The sequence below is a fragment of the Acidovorax sp. BL-A-41-H1 genome (assembly GCF_051942715.1).
The window spans coordinates 998,549-1,017,133 of the sequence record NZ_JBPVJQ010000006.1; the positions used below are offsets into that span (position 1 = coordinate 998,549).

General features: G+C 67.9%; 15 protein-coding genes and 1 riboswitch. Of the genes, 12 read left to right on the top strand and 3 right to left on the bottom strand.

Annotated features, from left to right (window positions below):
* Positions 1–76: 76 nt before the first annotated feature.
* Both ACTPOI_RS17830 and ACTPOI_RS17835 read left to right on the top strand, forming a co-directional pair.
* Positions 77–1,387 carry an HD-GYP domain-containing protein gene (locus tag ACTPOI_RS17830; protein WP_440111188.1) on the top strand — a complete coding sequence of 437 codons (1,311 nt, stop codon included), beginning with the start codon at positions 77–79 and terminating at the stop codon, positions 1,385–1,387.
* Complete coding sequence (locus ACTPOI_RS17835) at positions 1,384–3,828, top strand: EAL domain-containing protein (protein ID WP_440111190.1); 2,445 nt, start codon at positions 1,384–1,386, stop codon at positions 3,826–3,828. Before ACTPOI_RS17830 ends, ACTPOI_RS17835 begins: the two co-directional genes overlap by 4 nt.
* 103 nt (positions 3,829–3,931) lie before the next feature.
* Here ACTPOI_RS17835 and ACTPOI_RS17840 read toward each other — a convergent pair whose 3' ends face one another.
* The 3 genes from ACTPOI_RS17840 to ACTPOI_RS17850 all read right to left on the bottom strand — a co-directional run bounded on the left by ACTPOI_RS17840 (position 3,932) and on the right by ACTPOI_RS17850 (position 5,847).
* Positions 3,932–4,747, bottom strand: a complete 816-nt coding sequence (locus ACTPOI_RS17840) for a sulfite exporter TauE/SafE family protein (protein WP_440111192.1) — start codon at positions 4,745–4,747, stop codon at positions 3,932–3,934.
* A gap of 507 nt (positions 4,748–5,254) precedes the next feature.
* Entirely contained in the window at positions 5,255–5,626 is a 372-nt protein-coding gene (locus tag ACTPOI_RS17845; RefSeq protein WP_440111194.1) for a cell division protein ZapA, read from the bottom strand.
* A complete protein-coding gene (locus ACTPOI_RS17850) occupies positions 5,623–5,847 on the bottom strand; it encodes a DUF904 domain-containing protein (protein ID WP_300461133.1) in 225 nt (74 codons plus the stop codon). Before ACTPOI_RS17850 ends, ACTPOI_RS17845 begins: the two co-directional genes overlap by 4 nt.
* A gap of 38 nt (positions 5,848–5,885) precedes the next feature.
* Positions 5,886–6,126, top strand: a riboswitch (cobalamin riboswitch).
* Between the two features lie 81 nt (positions 6,127–6,207).
* Here ACTPOI_RS17850 and ACTPOI_RS17855 point away from each other — a divergent pair.
* The 10 genes from ACTPOI_RS17855 to cobO are packed head-to-tail and all read left to right on the top strand — an operon-like array spanning position 6,208 to position 18,572.
* A complete protein-coding gene (locus ACTPOI_RS17855; protein WP_440111196.1) occupies positions 6,208–8,076 on the top strand; it encodes a TonB-dependent receptor domain-containing protein in 1,869 nt (622 codons plus the stop codon).
* Between the two features lie 2 nt (positions 8,077–8,078).
* Positions 8,079–9,458: a cobyrinate a,c-diamide synthase gene (locus tag ACTPOI_RS17860; protein ID WP_440111198.1), complete on the top strand. Its 1,380-nt coding sequence runs from the start codon at positions 8,079–8,081 to the stop codon at positions 9,456–9,458.
* Positions 9,459–9,471: 13 nt separating this feature from the next.
* Complete coding sequence (locus ACTPOI_RS17865) at positions 9,472–10,068, top strand: bifunctional adenosylcobinamide kinase/adenosylcobinamide-phosphate guanylyltransferase (protein ID WP_440111200.1); 597 nt, start codon at positions 9,472–9,474, stop codon at positions 10,066–10,068.
* On the top strand, positions 10,065–11,033 hold the full coding sequence (locus ACTPOI_RS17870) for an ABC transporter substrate-binding protein (protein WP_440111202.1): 969 nt from the start codon (positions 10,065–10,067) through the stop codon (positions 11,031–11,033). The genes ACTPOI_RS17865 and ACTPOI_RS17870 overlap by 4 nt, the downstream gene beginning before the upstream one ends.
* Positions 11,030–12,106 carry a FecCD family ABC transporter permease gene (locus ACTPOI_RS17875; RefSeq protein WP_440111204.1) on the top strand — a complete coding sequence of 359 codons (1,077 nt, stop codon included), beginning with the start codon at positions 11,030–11,032 and terminating at the stop codon, positions 12,104–12,106. The genes ACTPOI_RS17870 and ACTPOI_RS17875 overlap by 4 nt, the downstream gene beginning before the upstream one ends.
* The gene (locus ACTPOI_RS17880) at positions 12,107–12,931 is read left to right on the top strand and encodes an ABC transporter ATP-binding protein (protein WP_440111206.1); all 825 of its coding nucleotides are present in this window, start codon (positions 12,107–12,109) and stop codon (positions 12,929–12,931) included.
* Positions 12,928–13,395: a hypothetical protein gene (locus ACTPOI_RS17885; RefSeq protein WP_440111207.1), complete on the top strand. Its 468-nt coding sequence runs from the start codon at positions 12,928–12,930 to the stop codon at positions 13,393–13,395. Before ACTPOI_RS17880 ends, ACTPOI_RS17885 begins: the two co-directional genes overlap by 4 nt.
* Positions 13,392–13,793, top strand: coding sequence for a DUF2149 domain-containing protein (locus ACTPOI_RS17890; protein ID WP_440111209.1), 402 nt, complete (start codon positions 13,392–13,394; stop codon positions 13,791–13,793). Before ACTPOI_RS17885 ends, ACTPOI_RS17890 begins: the two co-directional genes overlap by 4 nt.
* Positions 13,790–17,977, top strand: coding sequence for a cobaltochelatase subunit CobN (cobN, locus tag ACTPOI_RS17895; protein ID WP_440111211.1), 4,188 nt, complete (start codon positions 13,790–13,792; stop codon positions 17,975–17,977). The genes ACTPOI_RS17890 and cobN overlap by 4 nt, the downstream gene beginning before the upstream one ends.
* A gap of 25 nt (positions 17,978–18,002) precedes the next feature.
* On the top strand, positions 18,003–18,572 hold the full coding sequence (gene cobO, locus ACTPOI_RS17900; RefSeq protein ID WP_440111213.1) for a cob(I)yrinic acid a,c-diamide adenosyltransferase: 570 nt from the start codon (positions 18,003–18,005) through the stop codon (positions 18,570–18,572).
* Positions 18,573–18,585 lie beyond the last annotated feature (13 nt).

An 18,585-nucleotide genomic window follows, 5' to 3' on the forward strand; every position in this document is an offset into this window, starting at 1 on the left:
CTCTTGAGAGCGCACCGGCGATAATCCGTGTAACCATTGGTGGCACTGAAGTCCCCATGTATCGTGCGCTCAGACCGTGAACTCTTCCATCCTCATCGATATCAGCCAGCTGCGCATTGGCATGTATGTGCAGCTGGATCTGAACTGGCTCCAGCACCCTTTCCCGGTCAGCAGTTTCCGGGTGGGTTCTGCCGATCAGATCGCGACGCTGCGCGAGCTGGGCCTGAAGGATGTGCGGTACGTGCCCGGCAAAAGCGATGCGCAGTGGCGCGACCCTGCTGCGCCGGTGGCGGACGAGCCGGCGACGGCAAGCGTGTTGGCCGCCGAAGCGGGCGGTGCCGCTGCGCCGCAGGTAGCCCCGCCTGCGATAGACCCTGAAACCGAACGCAGACGCCGCCGGCTGGAGGCGCAAAACCGCGCCCTTGCGATTTGCGACCAGCGATTTGCAGACGCGACGCGCCAGTACCAGGCGATGGAGCGGGCCGTTTCCGATCAGCCCGGGCAGGCGCGCAGCAAGGGTGACGCCCTGGTGTCTGGCTGCGTAGCGGACGTGCTTGAAAACGGTGACTCGGTGATCCGGCTGCTCTCGGAGGGGGTGGGCGAGCGCAGCGGGCTGCATCCCATCAATGTGATGGTCGTTTCCCTCCTGCTTGGCCGTTCGCTTGGCATGAAAAGCGACGAGCTCAACGACCTGGGCATTGCCGCGTTGATTCATGACATCGGCAAGACCAGGCTGCCCCCCAATCTGAGGAACCCGACCGCATCAATGCCGCTGATGGAGCGCGCCCGGTACGAAACCCATGTCGCCGAGTCGGTGGCGCTGGCGCGCCGGATGGGATACAGCGATGGGGTGTTGACGGCCGTGGGCCGCCACCACGAGATGGCCGACGGAACGGGTTTTCCGGGGCGTCTGTCGGGTACGGATCTGGGGCGGATGAGCCAGGTGCTCGCGCTGGTCAACCGCTATGACAGGATTTGCAACCCGGCCAACGGGCTGGATGCGCTGACCCCGCATGAGGCGCTGTCGGTTATTTTTGCGCAGCACAAGTCGCGATTTGACGCCGTGGTGCTGGGAGCATTTATACGCATGATGGGTGTGTACCCGCCTGGATCCATCGTGCAGCTGGTCAATGACCGCTACGCGATCGTCGCCTCTGTCAACTCATCGCGCCCGTTGCGACCCAAGGTGATCGTTCACGACCCGAAGGTGCCCAAGGAAGAAGCCCCGATCCTAGACCTTGAAACTGTGCCTGAGTTGGGTATTCGGCGCAGCCTCAAGCCGTCGCAGCTCCCGCGCGAGGCGCTGGACTACCTGTCGCCGCGCCAGAGGATCTGTTACTTCTTTGAGCGCGCGGTTCCGCCCGAAGCGGATGGGGACAACGCGTGACACAGCTTTCGCCCCAGATCTGGCTGGACCAGCTGCTGGAGGCGGTGTGGCTGGTGGACGAGGCGAGCCTGGTCATCATCCAGGCCAACGCGGCCGCAGCGCGGCTCACGGGCCGGCATGTGGACGACATGGTCGGCTCCCATGTGATGGGTCTTGCTGCGACGCCGCAGGACCTGGCTTTCTGGAGCGAGCCGTCGCAGGTGACTGCTGATGGCATCCATTCATTCACCAGCCTGCTCAACACGGCAGGCATGCTTGTACCGGTGGAGCGGCGCGTGTCGCGGGTTGCCTTGCCCGACCATGCGAGCGCCGTGCTGATGGTCACCATGCTGGACCGGAGTACGCAGGACGCGACCGAGCGCGAACTCGAGACACTGCTGTCGGAGCTAAGGGCCACGCTCGATTCTGCAGCCGACGGTGTGCTGGTCTGCAGCCTTGATGGCCGCGTACGCGCCTTCAACCAGCGCTTGGCGCAGCTGTGGGACATGCCGTGGGATTTGCTCGTCGAGCGCAATGATGCCGCTGTTTACGGCCACATGGCTGCGCAGGTGGCCGACGCTGCGCAGTATTCAGAACGCCTCGCAGCCATAGCACGCGAGCCGATGCAGGACAGTACGGACATCGTGCAGCTGCGTAACGGTGGCGTGCTGGAGCTGCGCTCAGTCCCCCAGTTCAGCCACGGGCAGCCGGTCGGCAGGGTCTATTCCTTTCGCGACATCACCCGCCAGACCGAGATACAGGCCAGCCTGCGGCTTGCGTCGCGCGTGTTCGAGTCGAGCCTGGACGCCATCTTCATCGCTGACAGCCTTCACCGCGTGATGCGCATGAACCCGGGGTGTGAGCGCCTGGTGGGCCCTGCGGCCCGGTCGTTCGAGGGCTGCATGGCGGCCGCCCTGTTCGGCGTGGGTTCCGACCCGACCTTCATGGAACGTGTCCAGCAAGGATGGGAGCGCGAAGGTTTCTGGGAGGGCGAGCTGTGGCTCCCTCGCGAGAACAGCACCTACTGTGCCGTACAGCTGTCGTGGGTGGCGCTGCGCGACGATGAGGGGCGCATCGTCCAGAGCATCGGCTTCATGCGCGATCTCACGATGCAGCATGCGGCGCAAAAGCGGATCGAGGAACTGGCCTATAGCGATGCCCTTACGGGCCTTCCCAACCGGCTGCTGCTGTCCCAGCGTGTCGACACTGCGATCCAGGGCGCACGCCAGAGCGACACAGGGTTTGCGATCCTGTTCCTCGACCTCGACCGCTTCAAGATCATCAATGACTCGCTGGGGCATCCCTTTGGCGACAGGGTGCTGCAACTGGTGGCCGAGCGTTTGCAGGCCTGCCTGCGGCAGACCGACATGCTCTGCCGCCTGGGTGGTGACGAGTTCGTGATCTACCTTCACGGTGGCGACGCCGTGGTGGCAGAAGGCGTAGCGCGCCGGGTGCTGGACGACATGCTCAAGCCCTTCATGCTCGATGAAATGGGTTTTTCCATCCAGTGCAGCATCGGCATTGCCCTGTATCCGCAAGACGGCGCGACGCTGGACGACCTCATCAAGCAGGCCGATACGGCCATGTACCGCGTCAAGGACCGGGGCCGTGGCAACTACGGCTTCTACCAGCCGCAAATGAACGCCAACCTGCTCTCGCGGATGCAGATGGAGCACGCCCTGCGCCAGGCGCTGGGGCAGCAACGCATGGCGGTGCACTACCAGCCGCAGGTGAATATGGCCACAGGCCGCATCACCGGGGCCGAAGCCCTGGCACGCTGGACCGACCCGGAGTTCGGCTCGGTTTCGCCGGGCGTCTTCATCCCGCTGGCCGAAGAATCAGGCTTCATCGTGACCCTGGGTGCGTGGGTGATGGAGCAGGCCGTGCGTGAAGCTGCGGTGTGGATGCACAGTGGCAGCCCGATCATGATTTCGGTGAACGTCTCTGCGCTGGAATTTCGCCAGCCGGATTTCGTCGACCGCATCACGCGGTTACTGGCCGTGCACCAGCTGCCCCCCACACTTCTCGAACTCGAGCTGACCGAGAGCATCCTGCTCCAGGACGCCCAGGAGACCGAGCAGCGCCTGCGCGTGCTCGCCAGGCTCGGCATCGGCCTGGCCATCGACGACTTTGGCACAGGCTATTCGAGCCTGGCTTATCTCAAGAAGCTGCCCATCCACAAGCTCAAGATCGACCAGTCCTTTGTGCGAGGGCTTCCAGACGACGAGGGCGACCGCGCCATCGTCAGTGCCATCATCAGCATCGGGCAGGCCATGCACATCGAGGTGGTGGCGGAGGGGGTGGAAACCGAAACGCAGCAGGCGGTGCTGCAGCAGATGAACTGCGACCACTACCAGGGGTTTCTTTGCGCGCCGGGGCTGCCTGCTGCAGAGTTTCGCGCCCTGCTGGCCAAGCCGCTGCCGCTGCGCGCGCTGGGCACGCGCAACCCCACCAAAATCTGAGGCCCAGACCCGACATACGCCGCGTTGCAGCGGACCGCTCAGGCAGCGTATGCCCTTGGGTGCATGGCTTGCCTGAAGGCAGCCGCAGGCGGCGTGTCTACCGTCAGAGGGCGGCAATCCCCTTCCAGAGCATGTACGCGGCCAGGCCGAACAGCAGCGATGCGAACACGCGTTTGAGCTGCTTGACGGGCAGGCTATGGGCAGCCTTGGCGCCCAGCGGCGCCGTGAGCACGCTGCAGGTGGCGATCACTGCCAATGCTGGCAGCCACACGTAGCCCAGTGATGCTGGGGGAAGGCCCGCTATGCTTTGCCCGCCCACCACGTAGCCCACCACATTGGCCAGCGCAATGGGAAATCCCAGCGCCGCACTGGTAGCCACCGCGTTGTGGATGGGCACGTTGCACCAAGTCATGAAAGGCACACTCACAAAGCCGCCACCGGCGCCCACCAGTCCCGATAGAAAGCCGATCACCCCGCCTGCAGCCACCTGGCCGCCGCCATTCGGCATCTGCCGGGCGGGCGCGGGTTTCTTGTCCAGGAACATCTGCGTTGCAGAAAAACTGACGAACAGCGCGAAGAAGATGGCCAGGAATGAGCCCTTGAGCAGCGCAAACACGCCCAGGCTGGCGATGAAACCGCCGAGCACGATGCCCGGAGCGAGGCGCTTGACGATATCCCAGCGCACGGCGCCGCGCTTGTGGTGCGCCCGTACGCTGGACACCGACGTGAACATGATGGTGGCCATCGATGTGGCAATGGCCATCTTCACTGCAAGATCCGGAGCAACCTGCTGGCCGCCCAGGATGTAGGTCATGAACGGTACCAGCAGCATTCCGCCCCCGATGCCCAGCAGGCCCGCCAGAAAGCCCGTGGCCAGGCCGAGCACGCCGAGTTCAACAATCAGGAGGGGGTCGAGCATGGGGCAGAGACAGGAAAGAGCGCGCGGAACGCGAGAACAGCCGCCACGCGCGCCGCACCCGGCCTGCCGCCGGGGCGGCGCGGGGAGCACGCCGGTGAAATAAGGGTGTCTGCGATGACCACCGAACTCTCATCCTGAACCGGGGGTTCAGGTGGGCGAGGGCAGCCAGGCGTTGGGTTCATCTGACGCGAGATGATCACGCTCACCCGGCAATTACCAAGCCCGAGCTCGTTGAGCATTGGTTCAAGGAAATATAAAGCCCGGCAGCATCGCAGACAGCCCGATTGTAGGACGCACAACGGGCCCGCGCAGGCACAAGGGCATGTAAAGCGAGGTAAGCCATGCGCCCGAGCCGCGCATGCACAACACGCAGCCGCACAGGCTCAGGCACGCCAGGCCCCTGCCAACACGGGTCATACCGCAAACCGCGCAGGCAGGAAAGGTTTGCGCGTACTTCTGCGCTGGCGTGCTGCGATCGGTGCCACACCTGCGCAGGCGGCGCGCGATTCAGAGCAGTCTGCCGTCCCCGCCCAGCGCGTCATCCAGCCGGCCGACCAGTGCGCGCAGGCGCTCATCGTCTGCCTCGGGCAACGGCAGTTCATGCTGTGCAGTCGGAGCGCCGGCAGCAGGGGCCGGCGCGGCCTTGCGTTCGGCCGATCGGGCAGCCAGATCGGCAGCATCGCGGTCAGCGATCTCGAAGGCGAGATTCAGCGCGGCGAGTACCGCAATGCGCTCGCGCGCACGCACCTTGCCCGCATCCCTGATCTTCGTCATGGCGGTGTCCACGCGCTCCACTGCGTCGAGCAGGCGACCCTCGTGGCCCTCCGGGCAGGACAGCAGGTAGCTCTGCTGCAGGATCTGCACCTCGATCTGCTTCATGGGGTCTCCTTGGTGGCGGGGGCTGCGACGGGCAGTCGTTCCAGCAGGGCGTCCACGCGCGCCCGTGCGGCGCTCAGGCGTGACTTGAGTGAGTCGCGTTCCTGCGTGAGGGTTGCCACCTGCTCGGCCAGCAGCGCATTGGTGCGTTGCAGCTCCGCGTGGCGCAGCAGCAGGCGTTCGACGCGCTCGGCGATCTGGTCTGTGGTGGACTGTGTGGCCATAGAGCCTGCGATTGTAGGGTTGGGGTGCTGCAAAGGGACGTAAAATCCCGCCCGTTGGTGCTCGCGGTGTGGTTCACATGCCGCAGTTCAACGGGAAGCAGGGAGGTATCGTCACCACGTGGCGTGCCCAGCCTGCGCTGCCCCCGCAACGGTCAGCGGACGAATCTTCTTTTGATTCTCTCTCCATCCATACGCCACTGTGTGCCCTGAACAAGCACATGGGAAGGCATTGGGGGGTGTTCCGCCAGCCCGGATACCGGCCAACACGGTGGCTGCGTGCGCCCGATGAGGGTGCGCGCTGCCGTATCACCCATTTGCTGGCGGGGAGGCCGGCGCGGGTTGTTTGTTGACGACGATTCCATGAACTTACGTACCCCTCGTGCGCGCACATTCGCGCCCTTGTCCCGGGTTGCCGCTGCGCTTGCCGCGGCTGGCTGCACAGCCGCTCTCGCCCAGGGCGCTTTGCCAGAACCTGTCCTGATCGCGCAAAACCTGCGTGCCCCAACGCTCGCCGAAACCGTGGTGGCTGCATCGCGCACGCCGCAGCCGCTGGCGGACCTGGTCGCCGATATCTCGATCGTGGATCGAGAGACCATTGAAAGCAGCGGCGCCACGGGCCTGGCTGATCTGCTGGGCCGGTTGCCGGGTGTGGAGTTCGCCCGCAACGGCGGCCCGGGCAGCAGCACCAGCGTGTTCCTTCGCGGCGCCGAAACCCGCTTCACGGCTGTGTACATCGATGGCGTACGCATCGATTCGCAGTCCACCGGTGGCGCGCCCTGGGAGAGCATTCCGCTTGGGCTCATCGACCGCATCGAAGTGCTGCGCGGTCCCGCCGGTGCGGTGTACGGGTCGGACGCTCTGGGCGGCGTCGTGCAGATCTTCACCAAGCGCGGTGAAAACGGTTTTGCGCCTTACATCAGTGCCGGCGCAGGTACGCATGGCACCCGCAAGATCGAAGCCGGCATGAGCGGCGCCAGCGGCACCATCGACTACGCGTTGGGATTGGCGCGCGAGGAAAGCAGGGGTTTCAACGCCCGGCCGATCGCCACGCAGAACCCTGACCGTGACGGTTACCGATCCACGGCTGCCCATGCCCGCGTGGGCCTGCAGGTCAACGCAGCGCACCGCCTGGAGGGCACCCTGCTGACCAATGACACCAACAGCGGCTACGACAACGGCCTGGGCAAGGATGACCGGAGCCTGCACACCATGCATGCGCTCGGCTTGAACTGGCTGGCGCAGTGGAGCAGTGTCTACAAGACGCGCCTGTCCATCACCGACTCACGCGACGAGTACGAAACCCGCCCGTCTCCCTACCTCACGGACACGCGCTTGCGCGGTTACCTGTTCCAGAATGAATGGCGTTTGGGTGCGCATCTGCTGAGCGCCGCGCTGGAGCGCCGCGAAGACCACCTGGAAAACGCCCCCATCGACCGCGAGCGTTCGCAGGACGGGATTGCGCTGGGCTACGGCTTCAACGCGCACGGCCACACCGTGCAGCTCAATGTACGGCACGACTCCGACAGCGAGTTTGGCGGCAAGAGCACCGGCAGCGTGGCCTATGGCTACGCCATCACGCCGCAGTGGCGCGCCACGGCATCCGTCGGTACGGCGTTCCGCGCGCCCACGCTGTATCACCGCTTCAGCGAATACGGCCTGGCCACGCTGCGCCCCGAAAGCAGCCGCAACGCCGAGGTGGCGCTGCGCTACGCGCAAGGCGCCAGTACTTTCTCGGCCACGCTGTTCCGTAACCGCGTGCAGGACCTGATCTCGTTTGCCGGCGCGGGCACCTGTGCGTCATCGTTCGGTTGCTATGCCAACACCGCGCGCGCCGAGTACAAGGGCGTGACCTTTGCCGGCACGCACCGCATCGGCGGCGTGCAGTTGCATGGCTCGCTCGACGTGCAGCGTCCACGCGATCTGGACACCGGCAAGCAGCTGGCCCGCCGCGCGCGCCATCACGCCACGCTGGGGGCCGATACCCGCGTGGATGCGTGGACGGTGGGCGCCGAAGTGCAGGCATCGGGCCGTCGCTTCGATACCGCCGCCAACACGGCGGTGCTGGGCAGCTACACGCTGGTCAACCTGTACGCCAGCACCCGCGTGGCGCGCGACTACACGCTGCTGGCGCGAGTCGATAACCTGACCGACAAGGACTACCAGCTGGCGCGCAACTACGCCACCGCAGGCCGTACCTTCTACGTGGGTATGAAGTGGGCGCCCCAGTGACCATGGCGGTAGCAGCCGCCCGTTGCCCGGCGCTGCTGATTGCAGCACCGGCCTCGGGGCAGGGCAAGACCACCGTCACCGCCGCGCTGGCGCGCCTGCATGCGCGCCAGGGGCGGCGCGTGCAGGTGTTCAAGTGCGGGCCGGATTTTCTCGACCCGCACTGGCTGGAGCTGGCCAGCGGTGCACCTGTGCACCAGCTGGACCTCTGGATGAATGGCGAGCGCGACTGCATGCAGCGCTTGCACGCTGCCGCGAAGCACGCGGATCTCATCCTGGTAGAGGGCGTGATGGGCCTGTTTGACGGTAGCCCCAGCGCTGCCGACCTGGCCCAGCGCTTCGGTATCCCGGTGCTGGCGGTGGTCGATGCGTCGGCCATGGCGGGCACGTTTGGTGCGATGGCGTTCGGCCTGCGGCACTACCGGCCCGGCCTGCCGTGGGCGGGCGTGCTGGCCAACCGTGTGGGCAGTGCGCGCCACGCCGACATGCTGCGTGACGGGCTGCGTGATGCTGGTGACTGGATGGGCGCACTGGCGCGTGTGCAGAGTGTGGGCAGTGCGGCCGGTGCAGCAGCAAAGGGCGGCGCGCTGCTGCCCGAGCGCCATCTGGGCCTGGTGGCGGCCCACGAGCTGTCCGACCGCATGGAGCGGCTGGACGCTGCCGCCGATGCGCTGCGCGATACGCCGCTGGGCGCGATGGACATCCACGCGCTGCAGCGCTGGGCGGTGGACTTCCCTGCGCCGCCAGCGGCTGCCGTGGTACCGCCGTTGCTGGCGGGCCGCACGGTGGCTGTGGCGCAGGACGCAGCCTTTTGCTTTGTTTACGCCGCCAATGTGCAGACTCTGCGCGAGCTGGGCGCACGCGTGGTCTTCTTCTCGCCGCTGGCCAATGCCGCGTTGCCCGTCTGCGATGCCGTGTGGCTGCCCGGCGGCTACCCCGAGCTGCACAGTGCGCAGCTCGCGGCCAACACCGGCATGGCGGCCAGCCTGCGCGCCCACGCAAACGCCGGCAAACCGGTGTGGGCCGAGTGCGGCGGAATGATGTCGCTGTGCGATGCCATCACGCTGGCCGACGGCACGGCGGCACCGCTGTGGGGCCTGTTGCCGGGCCGGGTGACCATGCAGCAGCGGCTGGCCGCGCTGGGGCCGCAGCAGCTGGCCATTGGGGGGCATACGTTGCGCGGGCATACCTTCCACTACTCCACCTGCGACAGCAGCGCGGCGGTGGTGGCCCGCACCCGGCGCCCGCAGGATGGCCCTGAGGCCGCAGCGGGCGGGGGCGAAGCGGTGTACCGCCACGGCAGCGTCCACGCGAGCTACTTCCACGCATGGTTTCCGTCCAGCCCCGAGGCTGTGGCGCACCTGCTGGGCGCTCGTGCAGGTTGATCGGACCGCCGCCATGCCATCCCGCATCACCACCGAACTCATCCTGGGCGGCCAAAAGAGCGGCAAGTCCCGCCGTGCCGAACTGCTGGCGCGCGACTGGCTGGCCAGCGCACCCGACCACCGCGCGGTACTCATTGCCACCGGCCAGCCCTGGGACGACGAGATGCGCGAGCGCATCGCGCGCCACCAGAGCGACCGCGCCGTGCGCGTGCCGGGCCTAGCCACGCTGGAGGTGCCCGGCGACGTGGCCGCCGCGCTGGCCGATGCCAGCAACCCGCATACGCTGGTGGTGGTGGACTGCCTCACGCTGTGGCTGACCCACTGGACCATGCCGCTGGGCATCGAAACGATGAATTCAGAGCAAAAAACGGCGCTGGTGCAGGACTGGCAATCCCAGTGTGCTATGTTTTTAGTAGCTATTGGGCAGGCCCCCGGGCCCGTTGTTCTGGTGGGCAACGAGATCGGCCTGGGGGTCATCCCGATGGGGCGCGAGGTGCGGGCGTTTGTCGACGCCCTGGGCCTGCTCAACCAGCAAGTCGCGGCCGTGTGCCCGCGCGTCACCCTCATGGCGGCCGGACTGCCCCTCACGTTGAAAGAACCCACGCCATGAAACCGACCCCTGTGCGCCGCATCTTGTGGGTGATTGCCATCGTGGTGGCGTTAGGCCTGCTGATGGCCGCGCTGGCGCGCGCGCAGCCTGCCCCTGTGGTTGCGGCTGCCGCTGAGAGGGCCCCGCAACCCGCCGTGCAGCTGACCGATGACCGGGGCCGCGTGGTCACGCTGCCACGTTCGCCGCAGCGCATCGTGAGTCTGCTCCCGTCGCTGACCGAAACGGTGTGTGCGCTGGACCAATGCCACCGCCTGGTGGGTGTGGACCGCTACTCCAACTGGCCCGAAGCCGTGACCCGTCTGCCGCAAGTGGGTGGCGGGCTCGATCCGAACATCGAGGCCATCGTGGCGCTGCGGCCCGATGTGGTGCTGATGGCGACGTCGTCGCGGGCATCGGCGCGGCTCGAATCGCTGGGCGTGGCGGTGGTGGCGCTGGAACCCAAGAGCCACGCCGATGTGCAGCGCGTGATGGGCAAGCTCGGTCAGGTTCTGGGGGTGCCCGACGCTCAGCGCGTATGGCGCCACATTGATGCCGCCGTGGAAGCAGCCGCCCAGTCGGTGCCTCCCGCAGCCCGCGGCACACGCGTGTATTTCGAGGTCAACAGCGGCCCATACGGCGCCGGTGTCTCGTCTTTCATTGGCGAGACGCTGACGCGGCTGGGGGCCCGCAACATCCTGCCCGCATCGCTGGGGCCCTTCCCGAAGCTCAACCCCGAATTCGTCGTGCGCGCCGACCCCGACCTGATCATGGTGGGCACCCGCAGCGCGGGCGGACTGAACGAGCGGCCCGGCTGGAGCAGCATGCGCGCCCTGCGGGAGCAGCGGCTGTGCGTGTTCCCGCCCGAAGAAGCCGACGTGCTCGTCCGCCCCGGGCCGCGCATGGCCGAGGGTGCGCGCATCATGGCGCGCTGCCTGGCCAGCAAGGCCGTGCCGGCAGCCCGCGCTCCAGCGGCGGTGCGCCAGTGACTGCTTCCGCTGCGCAACGCGGCCTGTGGCTCGCGGGCCTGCTGCTGCTGGCCAGCGCGCTGCTGGTGGCGCTGGGTACGGGCGTAGGCAGCGCAGGGCTGGAGAATCTGTGGCCTGCCCTGTGGAGCGATGGTACTGACCCCGCTGCACGCGCCATGGCCTGGCAGATCGTGTGGGACATCCGCCTTCCACGCACCGTGGGGGCCTGGTGCGCCGGGGCACTGCTGGGGCTGGCCGGTGCCGTGGCGCAGGGCCTGTTTCGCAACCCGCTGGCCGATCCTTACCTGCTGGGCAGCGCTTCAGGCGCATCGCTGGGGGTGGCTGCGGCGCTGGCGCTCATGGGCGGCGGCGCGGGCATGGTGGGCAGCGCCAAGGGCGCAGCTGCGGCGCTGGTGTTTTCGGGCCACTGGCTGGTACGCCTGGGCCTGACCGGAGCGGCTTTTGCCGGGGCCGTACTGGCTGTCCTGCTCACGCTGGCACTGGCGCGTGGCGTTCAGCACACGCTGCGCCTGCTGCTGGCCGGCGTCATCGTGGGCGTTGTACTGGGGGCGTTCACCTCGCTCATCCTGCTGCTGTCACCCGATTCGCTGCAGGCCATGCAGGCGTTCTTGCTGGGCTCCACCGGTTTTGTGGGCTGGACATCGTGCCTGCTGATGGCCGGTGTGTGGCTGCTGTGCGTCGTAGCCGCCTGGGCTCTGTCTCGGGTGCTTGATGGACTGGCGCTGGGTGAATCCACCGCCCACAGCCTGGGCTTGCCGCTGGCGCCGCTGCGTGCCGCGCTGGTGGCGGTGCTGGCGCTGGCCACCGGCACGGCCGTGGCACAGACGGGCCTGATTGCATTCGTAGGTCTGGCGGCACCGCACCTGGTGCGCGCCGTGGTCAAGGTACCCCATGGCCGGCTGATGGGGTTGGCCAGCCTGATGGGCGCCGTGCTGCTGGCCGGTGCCGACCTGCTGGCGCGCGGGCTCATCGCCCCGCAGGAACTGCCTGTGGGCGTGCTCACGGCCGTGCTGGGCGGCGGCTACCTGCTGTGGCTGATGCACCGGCGCACGGGGCCAGGGGGAGTGCTGTAAATGACCCATGCTCCTGAAACGATAGCTGTCAGTGCAAATGGAATAAGCGCCAGCATCGGAAGACACCCCATATTGCACGGCATCACGCTCGACGTGGTCGCCGGCCGCTGGACCAGCATCGTCGGCCCCAACGGCGCGGGCAAGTCCACACTGCTGCGAGCGCTGGCGGGCTTGCTGCCCTGCACGGGCGGCGTGCAACTGCTGGGCCGCCCGCTGGGGGGCTGGCACCGTAGCGACCGGGCGCGCGCCCTGTCGTGGCTGGGGCAAAACGAAGTCGCCGCCGACGACCTGCTGGTGTATGACGTGGCGATGCTCGGACGCCTGCCGCACCAGGCCTGGCTCTCACCCCCCAGCGCGGCCGACCACGCTGCAGTAGAGCAGGCCCTGCGCGCCACGCAGGCGTGGGACTGGCGCCAGCGCGCACTGGGGCAACTGTCGGGTGGCGAACGCCAGCGCGTGCTGCTGGCCCGTGCGCTGGCGGTGCAGGCGCAGGTGCTGCTGATGGATGAGCCCCTGGCCAACCTGGACCCGCCGCACCAGGCTGACTGGCTGCTGCTGGTGCGCGGGCTGGTGGAGCAGGGCAGGACCGTGGTCAGCGTGCTGCACGAGGTGTCCATAGCGCTGCAGGCCGACGACTTGGTGGTGATGGCGCAGGGGCGCGTGCTGCACCACGGGGCCTGCGATGGGCCGGACACCCACGCTGCGCTGGAGCAGGTGTTTGACCACCGCATCCGCGTGCGGAACCTGGATGGCATGCGCGTGGCGCTTCCATCCCTGTCACACAAGAACGATCACGATCCTGAAATCAGGGAGATGCAGGCATGAACATCGAATCGGCTTTTTCGCAGGTCGCCCAGTCGCTGCTATGGCCTGTATTGGTCCTTGTGGGGATGGCGTTCGTTTACGCGCTGTGGGCGGGCGGCGCCACGCTCATGGAGGCGTGGCAGCGCTGGCGACAGCCGCAATACCGCTCGTTGCGCTTCACGCCGGGCCTGTCGATGGAGGAACTGGAACTGCAACTGGTGCGCCAGGTAGAGCCGGTGCGCCTGCTCAGCCGGCTGTCCCCCATGCTGGGGCTGATTGCCACCATGATTCCGCTCGGCCCCGCGCTGCAAAGCGTGGCAGCCGGCAATGGCCAGCAGGCACTGGCCGTCTTCAGTGGCGCATTTGCGGGCGTGGTGCTGGCGCTGGCTGCAGCGTCGGTGGGCCTGGTGGTGTATTCGGTGCGCCGCCGCTGGTTGCTGGCCGAACTGCTGGTGCTGCGCAAGCAGTACGGAGCGGCGCCATGAGCCTGCGGCATCTCAACGTCCTGGCCGAGGACGACGACGACCCCATGCTGTCGGCCGTGAACCTGGTGGACGTGTTCCTCGTACTCGTTGTGGCGCTGCTCACAGCCGTGGCCGTGCAGACGCAGACCAGCGCCAGTGACAACGTCACCATCATCCGCAACCCCGGCCAGCCGGACATGGAGGTGGTGGTGCGCGAGCAGGGCAAGGAAGTGCGCTTCAAGGGCGCAGGCAGCGCAGCGCAAGGGCAGGGCGTGCGTGCCGGCGTGGCCTATCGGCTTGAAGACGGCAACATCGTCTATATCCCCGAAGCCGGTGTCCCATCCGGCGGAACGCCAACGGCCATCGCGGGCGCTCGCGGCGCGTCCGCGGCGTCCCAGGACGTTTCCTCCAGGCCATGATGATGCGGCTTGTACGCAGCGCTCTGTACTGCCTGTGGTTGGCCGTACCTCTGGTGCATGCCGCCGCGCAGACTCGCAACCCAGGGGCTGCCCCCGCGGGGGCCCCGGTGCTGCTGTGGCTCACGTCCGACATCACGACCGCTACCCGTACAGCCATGGTGCAGCGCCTGGCGCTGGAGGCGGGTCTGGATTTCGCACACATCGACTATCCCCTGGGGAGGCCGGCCCTGCTGGATGCGGCCGAAACGCGGACGCTGGAGCGAGCCCTGGCCGGTGCTGCCCTGGTGTGGGTGGATGTGCCGCACGCAAGCGTGGAGGCGCGGCTGCGCCGCATGGTCGGCCCCGCGCTGGACGCCCGGGCTGCACGTGCGCCTGGCCGTGTGCTCTGGGTGCCTGCAGCCCCGCCTGCGCTTGACGTTGCCCCCCTGGATGCCCAGGGGCGCATGGTGGCCTACCTGCAGGCAGGCGGCGAGCGCAACCTGCGCAGCGCTCTGGCACTGGCGAAGGCCGTTGCCAACAATGCGGCGCTGCCGGAGCTGCAGGCCCCGGAGATCCTGCCCGCGCGGGGCGTCTATCACCCTGATGCGCCCGCGCTGATGCCCCACGCGGCAGCGCTGCAGGCCTGGCAACAGCGCCAGCCCGCGCTGCGCGACCTGCCGGCAGTGGCGGTGCTGGTGCACCGCCACCATTTTGTGGACGGCAGCACCGGTTGGCTGGAGGCGTGGCTGCGCATGTTCCGGCAGCAAGGGCTGTTCGCCTATGCCGTCTTCGGCCAGCAGCTCACGGCCAGTACCTTGGCGGAGGTGCTGGAGGTCCAGCCTGCCGACGGCATCGGCCCGCGTCGCCTGTATGCGGCGGCTCTGGTATTGCACCAGCTGGTGCCGCAGGCCGCGGCCCTGCAGCCGCTGCTGCAGCGCTGGGGAGTTCCCCTGCTGGCGACCCAGCCCTATCGTGCGGGCGATGCCGCAGCCTGGGAGGCCAGCGACTCGGGCCTGTCTCTGTCCGACGTGCCTTTCTACCTTGCGCAGCCCGAAGCTGCTGGAGCCATCGACCCTGTCCTGATGGTGGCGCACGGCGCCGGGGGGCGCGATCATCGGCTCATCGACCGCCAGGCCCAGGCCGTAGCCGCCAAGGCGCGGCGGCTGATTACGCTGCAAAGGCTGCCTGCGGCGGACAAGCGCCTGGTGGCCATGGTCTACAACTATCCGCCTGGCGGCACCAACTTCGGCGCTTCGTTTCTGAACGTGCCGCGCAGTCTGGAGCAGGTGTCGGGTGGGCTGGTCCAAGCGGGCTACCGCACGCAGCAGGTGCCCGAGCAGGGCTGGATCGATGGCCTCAAGCCCCTGATCGCTGCCTACTACCCCGGCGCCGACCTGCGCGCCCTGCTGCAGAGCGGGCGGGCCGCCGCGCTGCCGCTGGCGCGCTATGAGCAACACCTGGCCACGCTGCCGAGGGCCGTGCGCGAGCGCATGAATGCGCACTGGGGTGCGCCTGAAAAAAGCCGCTACGTGGTGGAGTGGCAGGGCGACAAGGTGTTCGCCATCCCGCGCCTGCAGGTCGGCCATCTGGCCGTGCTGCCCCAGCCCCCGCGCGAGGAAACGCTGCGCCTGGGCCAGAACCCGTTCATGCACAAGTCCAAGGCGCCGCTGTCGCACCACTACCTGGCGGTGTACCTGTGGGCGCAGCTGCAGGCCGATGCGCTGATCCATTTCGGCACCCACGGCACGCAGGAATGGGCGGGCGGCAAGTCGCGTGCGCTGGATATGTACGACGACGCACTGCTGCCGCTGGGCGACCTGCCCGTTGTCTATCCATACATCGTTGACAACCTGGGCGAGGCCCTCACCGCCAAGCGCAGGGGCCGGGCCGTGCTGGTGAGCCACCGCACACCCGTATTTGCCCCGGCGGGTTTCGAGGCGCGCATGGCCCAGATGCACGAGGTGATGCACGAGTGGGAAACCGTGGACGAAGGCCCCACGCGCCGCGCGCTCGAAAAGCAGCTGGTGTCGCAGTTTGTGGAGCACCAGCTCCACCGCGACCTGGGCTGGACTGCCTACCGTATTGCGGCCGACTTCAGCGGATTCCTCGAAATACTGCACCCTTACCTGGACCAGCTCGCGCAAAGCTCGCAGCCCCGCGGCCTGGCCGTTTTTGGCCGCGTGCCCGCGCCCGAGCAGCGGCGCGAGACCATTTTGCAGGCGCTGCGCAAGCCGCTGATCGACGCGCTGGGCGAAGACATCGACGAAGCCTTCCTCATCCGGCACGACGCGGTGCTGGCTGCCCGCCCCGCGCGCTGGCTGGAAGTGGCGTTGACGGATGCGCAGGCTGCGAGCGTGCTCGACCTGCGCCCCGCGCTGCCCGCGCAGGCTGTGTCCGACGTGGTGCGGGCCGAAGACCATGTGCCCAACCGCGCCGCGCGCAAGCCCATCGACACGCCCGCCCTGCTGCAACTGGCCGGGCGTGCGCAAGCGCTGGAACGTCTGCTCGCCACCGAGGGGGAGCTGCCCGGCCTGCTGGCTGCGCTGGAGGGCCGCTACCTGCCCGCAGCCTACGGTGGCGACCCCATCCGCAACCCCGACAGCCTGCCCACGGGCCGCAACCTCACGGGGCTGGACCCGAGCCGCCTGCCCACGCGCCAGGCCTATGCCGTGGCGCAGACGCTGTTCAACGACTGGTTCAAAAGCTACCTGGCGCGCCATGGCGGGCAGGCACCACAGCGCATGGCCCTATCGCTGTGGGCAGGCGAAACCCTGCGCCACCAGGGCATCATGGAAGCGCAGGCGCTGGTGGCGCTAGGCATGCGCCCAGTCTGGGACGACGCGGGCCGCCCGGTGCGGGTGGAGACCATATCGGTTGACGAATTGAAGCGCCCTCGCGTCGATGTGCTGATGAGCGTCACCGGCTCGTACCGCGACCAGTTCCCCGGCCTGATGGCGCTGCTCGACCGTGCCGTGGCGCAGGCAGCCAGCGCAGAGCCCGGCAACGCCATCGCTCGCAATACCGACCAGATCGGGCAAGCGCTGCGCAAGCAGGGCGTGCCCCGCGCAGAGGCCGAGCAGCTGGCCCGGGTGCGCTCGTTCGGCAATGCGGCGGGTGACTATGGCACCGGCCTGTCGGATGCGGTGCAAAGCGACGGGCTTCAAACCAACGATGCGCGCCTTGGCCAGATGTTCCTGCAGCGCATGAGCCAGCCCTACCTGGACGGCGAGCCCGTGGCCGGCGTGGCAGGCAGCACGGCGGCCCAGGCCCTGGGTGCCCACCTGCGCCTTACCGATGCCGCCATCCTCTCGCGCAGCTCGCACCTGTATGCCATGGTCAGCTCGGACGACCCGTTCCAGTATCTGGGCGGCCTGTCCGCCGCAGCCCGCGTGGCCGGCCGTCCGCAAGGGCTGGAGCTGCACGTGGCGCAGCTGCAGGATGCGGGCGAGCCCACCACCGAAACCGCGCAGCGCGCCATTGCGCTGGAGATGCAGTCGCGTTACCTGCACGCCGGGTGGCTGAAAGCGCAAAAGGCAGAGGGCTACGCGGGCACGCTGCAGGTCCTGAAGGCCGTGCAGTTCGCCTGGGGCTGGCAGGCTGTGGCACCCGACACCGTGCGCAGCGACCATTGGCAAAGCTTCTACGACGTGCTGGTGCGCGACAAGCACCAGCTGGGCCTGCCCGAGTGGCTCAAGGAGCACCCGCAGGCGTACGCCCAGTCGCTGGAGCGCCTGGTGCAGGCCCAGCGCCAGGGCTACTGGCAGGCCGATGCCGGCACGCAAAAGGAACTGGCGCAGACCTACCAGGCGCTCACGCGCGCCGCGCCTCTGGCCGCCGAGCTGCCCGGCGTGCGCCGCTGGGTGGAGCAGGCCGTGCGCGCAGGGCAGGCCGCAGGCCCCACGCCGCAAGGCATGGCGGTGGCTACACCACAGGCGCCGGCCGCGCACGCCCAGCCGCCGTTGCCAGCTCCACCTGTGCTGAGCCCAGCCATCGCCGCCGCGCCCTCAACGCCGGCCATGGGGGTGCTTCTGGAGCGCCAGCCCCCGCGGGATGCCGCCGGGCCGGCTCTGGAGCCAACGCCCGTTGAGCGACTGGCGGGCATGCTCGCCGGGCTGATGATGGTCCTTATCGTCGCGGCAGGTGCCGCATGGCAGGCGCGCCGTCTGTCTGCGCCATATCCGAGGGCCGGCCTAGTCCTTTCCTGACACCCATTCCTTTCTGGAGCCACCCATGCAACTCGAATCCGCACCCACCGAAAAGCGCTACGAAAAACCCGAGGGCGAACGACGCGGCCTCATCATCGTCAACACCGGTGACGGCAAGGGCAAGAGCACTGCGGCCTTTGGCCTGGCGCTGCGTGCCCACGGCCGGGGCAAGGCCGTGAAGATCTTCCAGTTCATGAAGGTACCCACGGCCCGATTTGGCGAGCACCGGACGTTTGAAAAACTGGGCCTGTCGATCGAAGGCCTGGGTGACGGCTTCAGCTGGAAAAGCCAGGACCTGGAACACTCGGCCCAGCTGGCGCGCGACGGCTGGGAGAAGGCGCAGGCCGCCATTCTGTCGGGCGAACACTTTCTGGTGGTGCTTGACGAGATCACCTACCCGCTGATCTACGGCTGGTTGCCGCTGGAAGGCGTATTGCAGACGCTACGCGACCGGCCCAAGGATGTGCATGTGTGCCTCACCGGCCGCCGCTGCCCGCCCGAGATCATCGAGCTGGCCGACACCGTGACCGAGATGCAGATGGTCAAGCATGCGTTCAAGGCCGGCGTTCCGGCGCAGCGGGGCATTGAAGACTGATGGACTTTGCTGC

Bases quoted from the DNA above. Each gene is read 5' to 3' on its own strand.
- ACTPOI_RS17880 (WP_440111206.1), top strand. From the start codon at position 12,107: ATGACCCATGCTCCTGAAACGATAGCTGTCAGTGCAAATGGAATAAGC.
- ACTPOI_RS17885 (WP_440111207.1), top strand. From the start codon at position 12,928: ATGAACATCGAATCGGCTTTTTCGCAGGTCGCCCAGTCGCTGCTATGG.
- ACTPOI_RS17855 (WP_440111196.1), top strand. From the start codon at position 6,208: ATGAACTTACGTACCCCTCGTGCGCGCACATTCGCGCCCTTGTCCCGG.
- ACTPOI_RS17865 (WP_440111200.1), top strand. From the start codon at position 9,472: ATGCCATCCCGCATCACCACCGAACTCATCCTGGGCGGCCAAAAGAGC.
- ACTPOI_RS17890 (WP_440111209.1), top strand. From the start codon at position 13,392: ATGAGCCTGCGGCATCTCAACGTCCTGGCCGAGGACGACGACGACCCC.
- ACTPOI_RS17860 (WP_440111198.1), top strand. From the start codon at position 8,079: ATGGCGGTAGCAGCCGCCCGTTGCCCGGCGCTGCTGATTGCAGCACCG.
- ACTPOI_RS17850 (WP_300461133.1), bottom strand. From the start codon at position 5,847: ATGGCCACACAGTCCACCACAGACCAGATCGCCGAGCGCGTCGAACGC.
- cobO (WP_440111213.1), top strand. From the start codon at position 18,003: ATGCAACTCGAATCCGCACCCACCGAAAAGCGCTACGAAAAACCCGAG.
- ACTPOI_RS17870 (WP_440111202.1), top strand. From the start codon at position 10,065: ATGAAACCGACCCCTGTGCGCCGCATCTTGTGGGTGATTGCCATCGTG.
- cobN (WP_440111211.1), top strand. From the start codon at position 13,790: ATGATGATGCGGCTTGTACGCAGCGCTCTGTACTGCCTGTGGTTGGCC.
- ACTPOI_RS17845 (WP_440111194.1), bottom strand. From the start codon at position 5,626: ATGAAGCAGATCGAGGTGCAGATCCTGCAGCAGAGCTACCTGCTGTCC.
- ACTPOI_RS17840 (WP_440111192.1), bottom strand. From the start codon at position 4,747: ATGCTCGACCCCCTCCTGATTGTTGAACTCGGCGTGCTCGGCCTGGCC.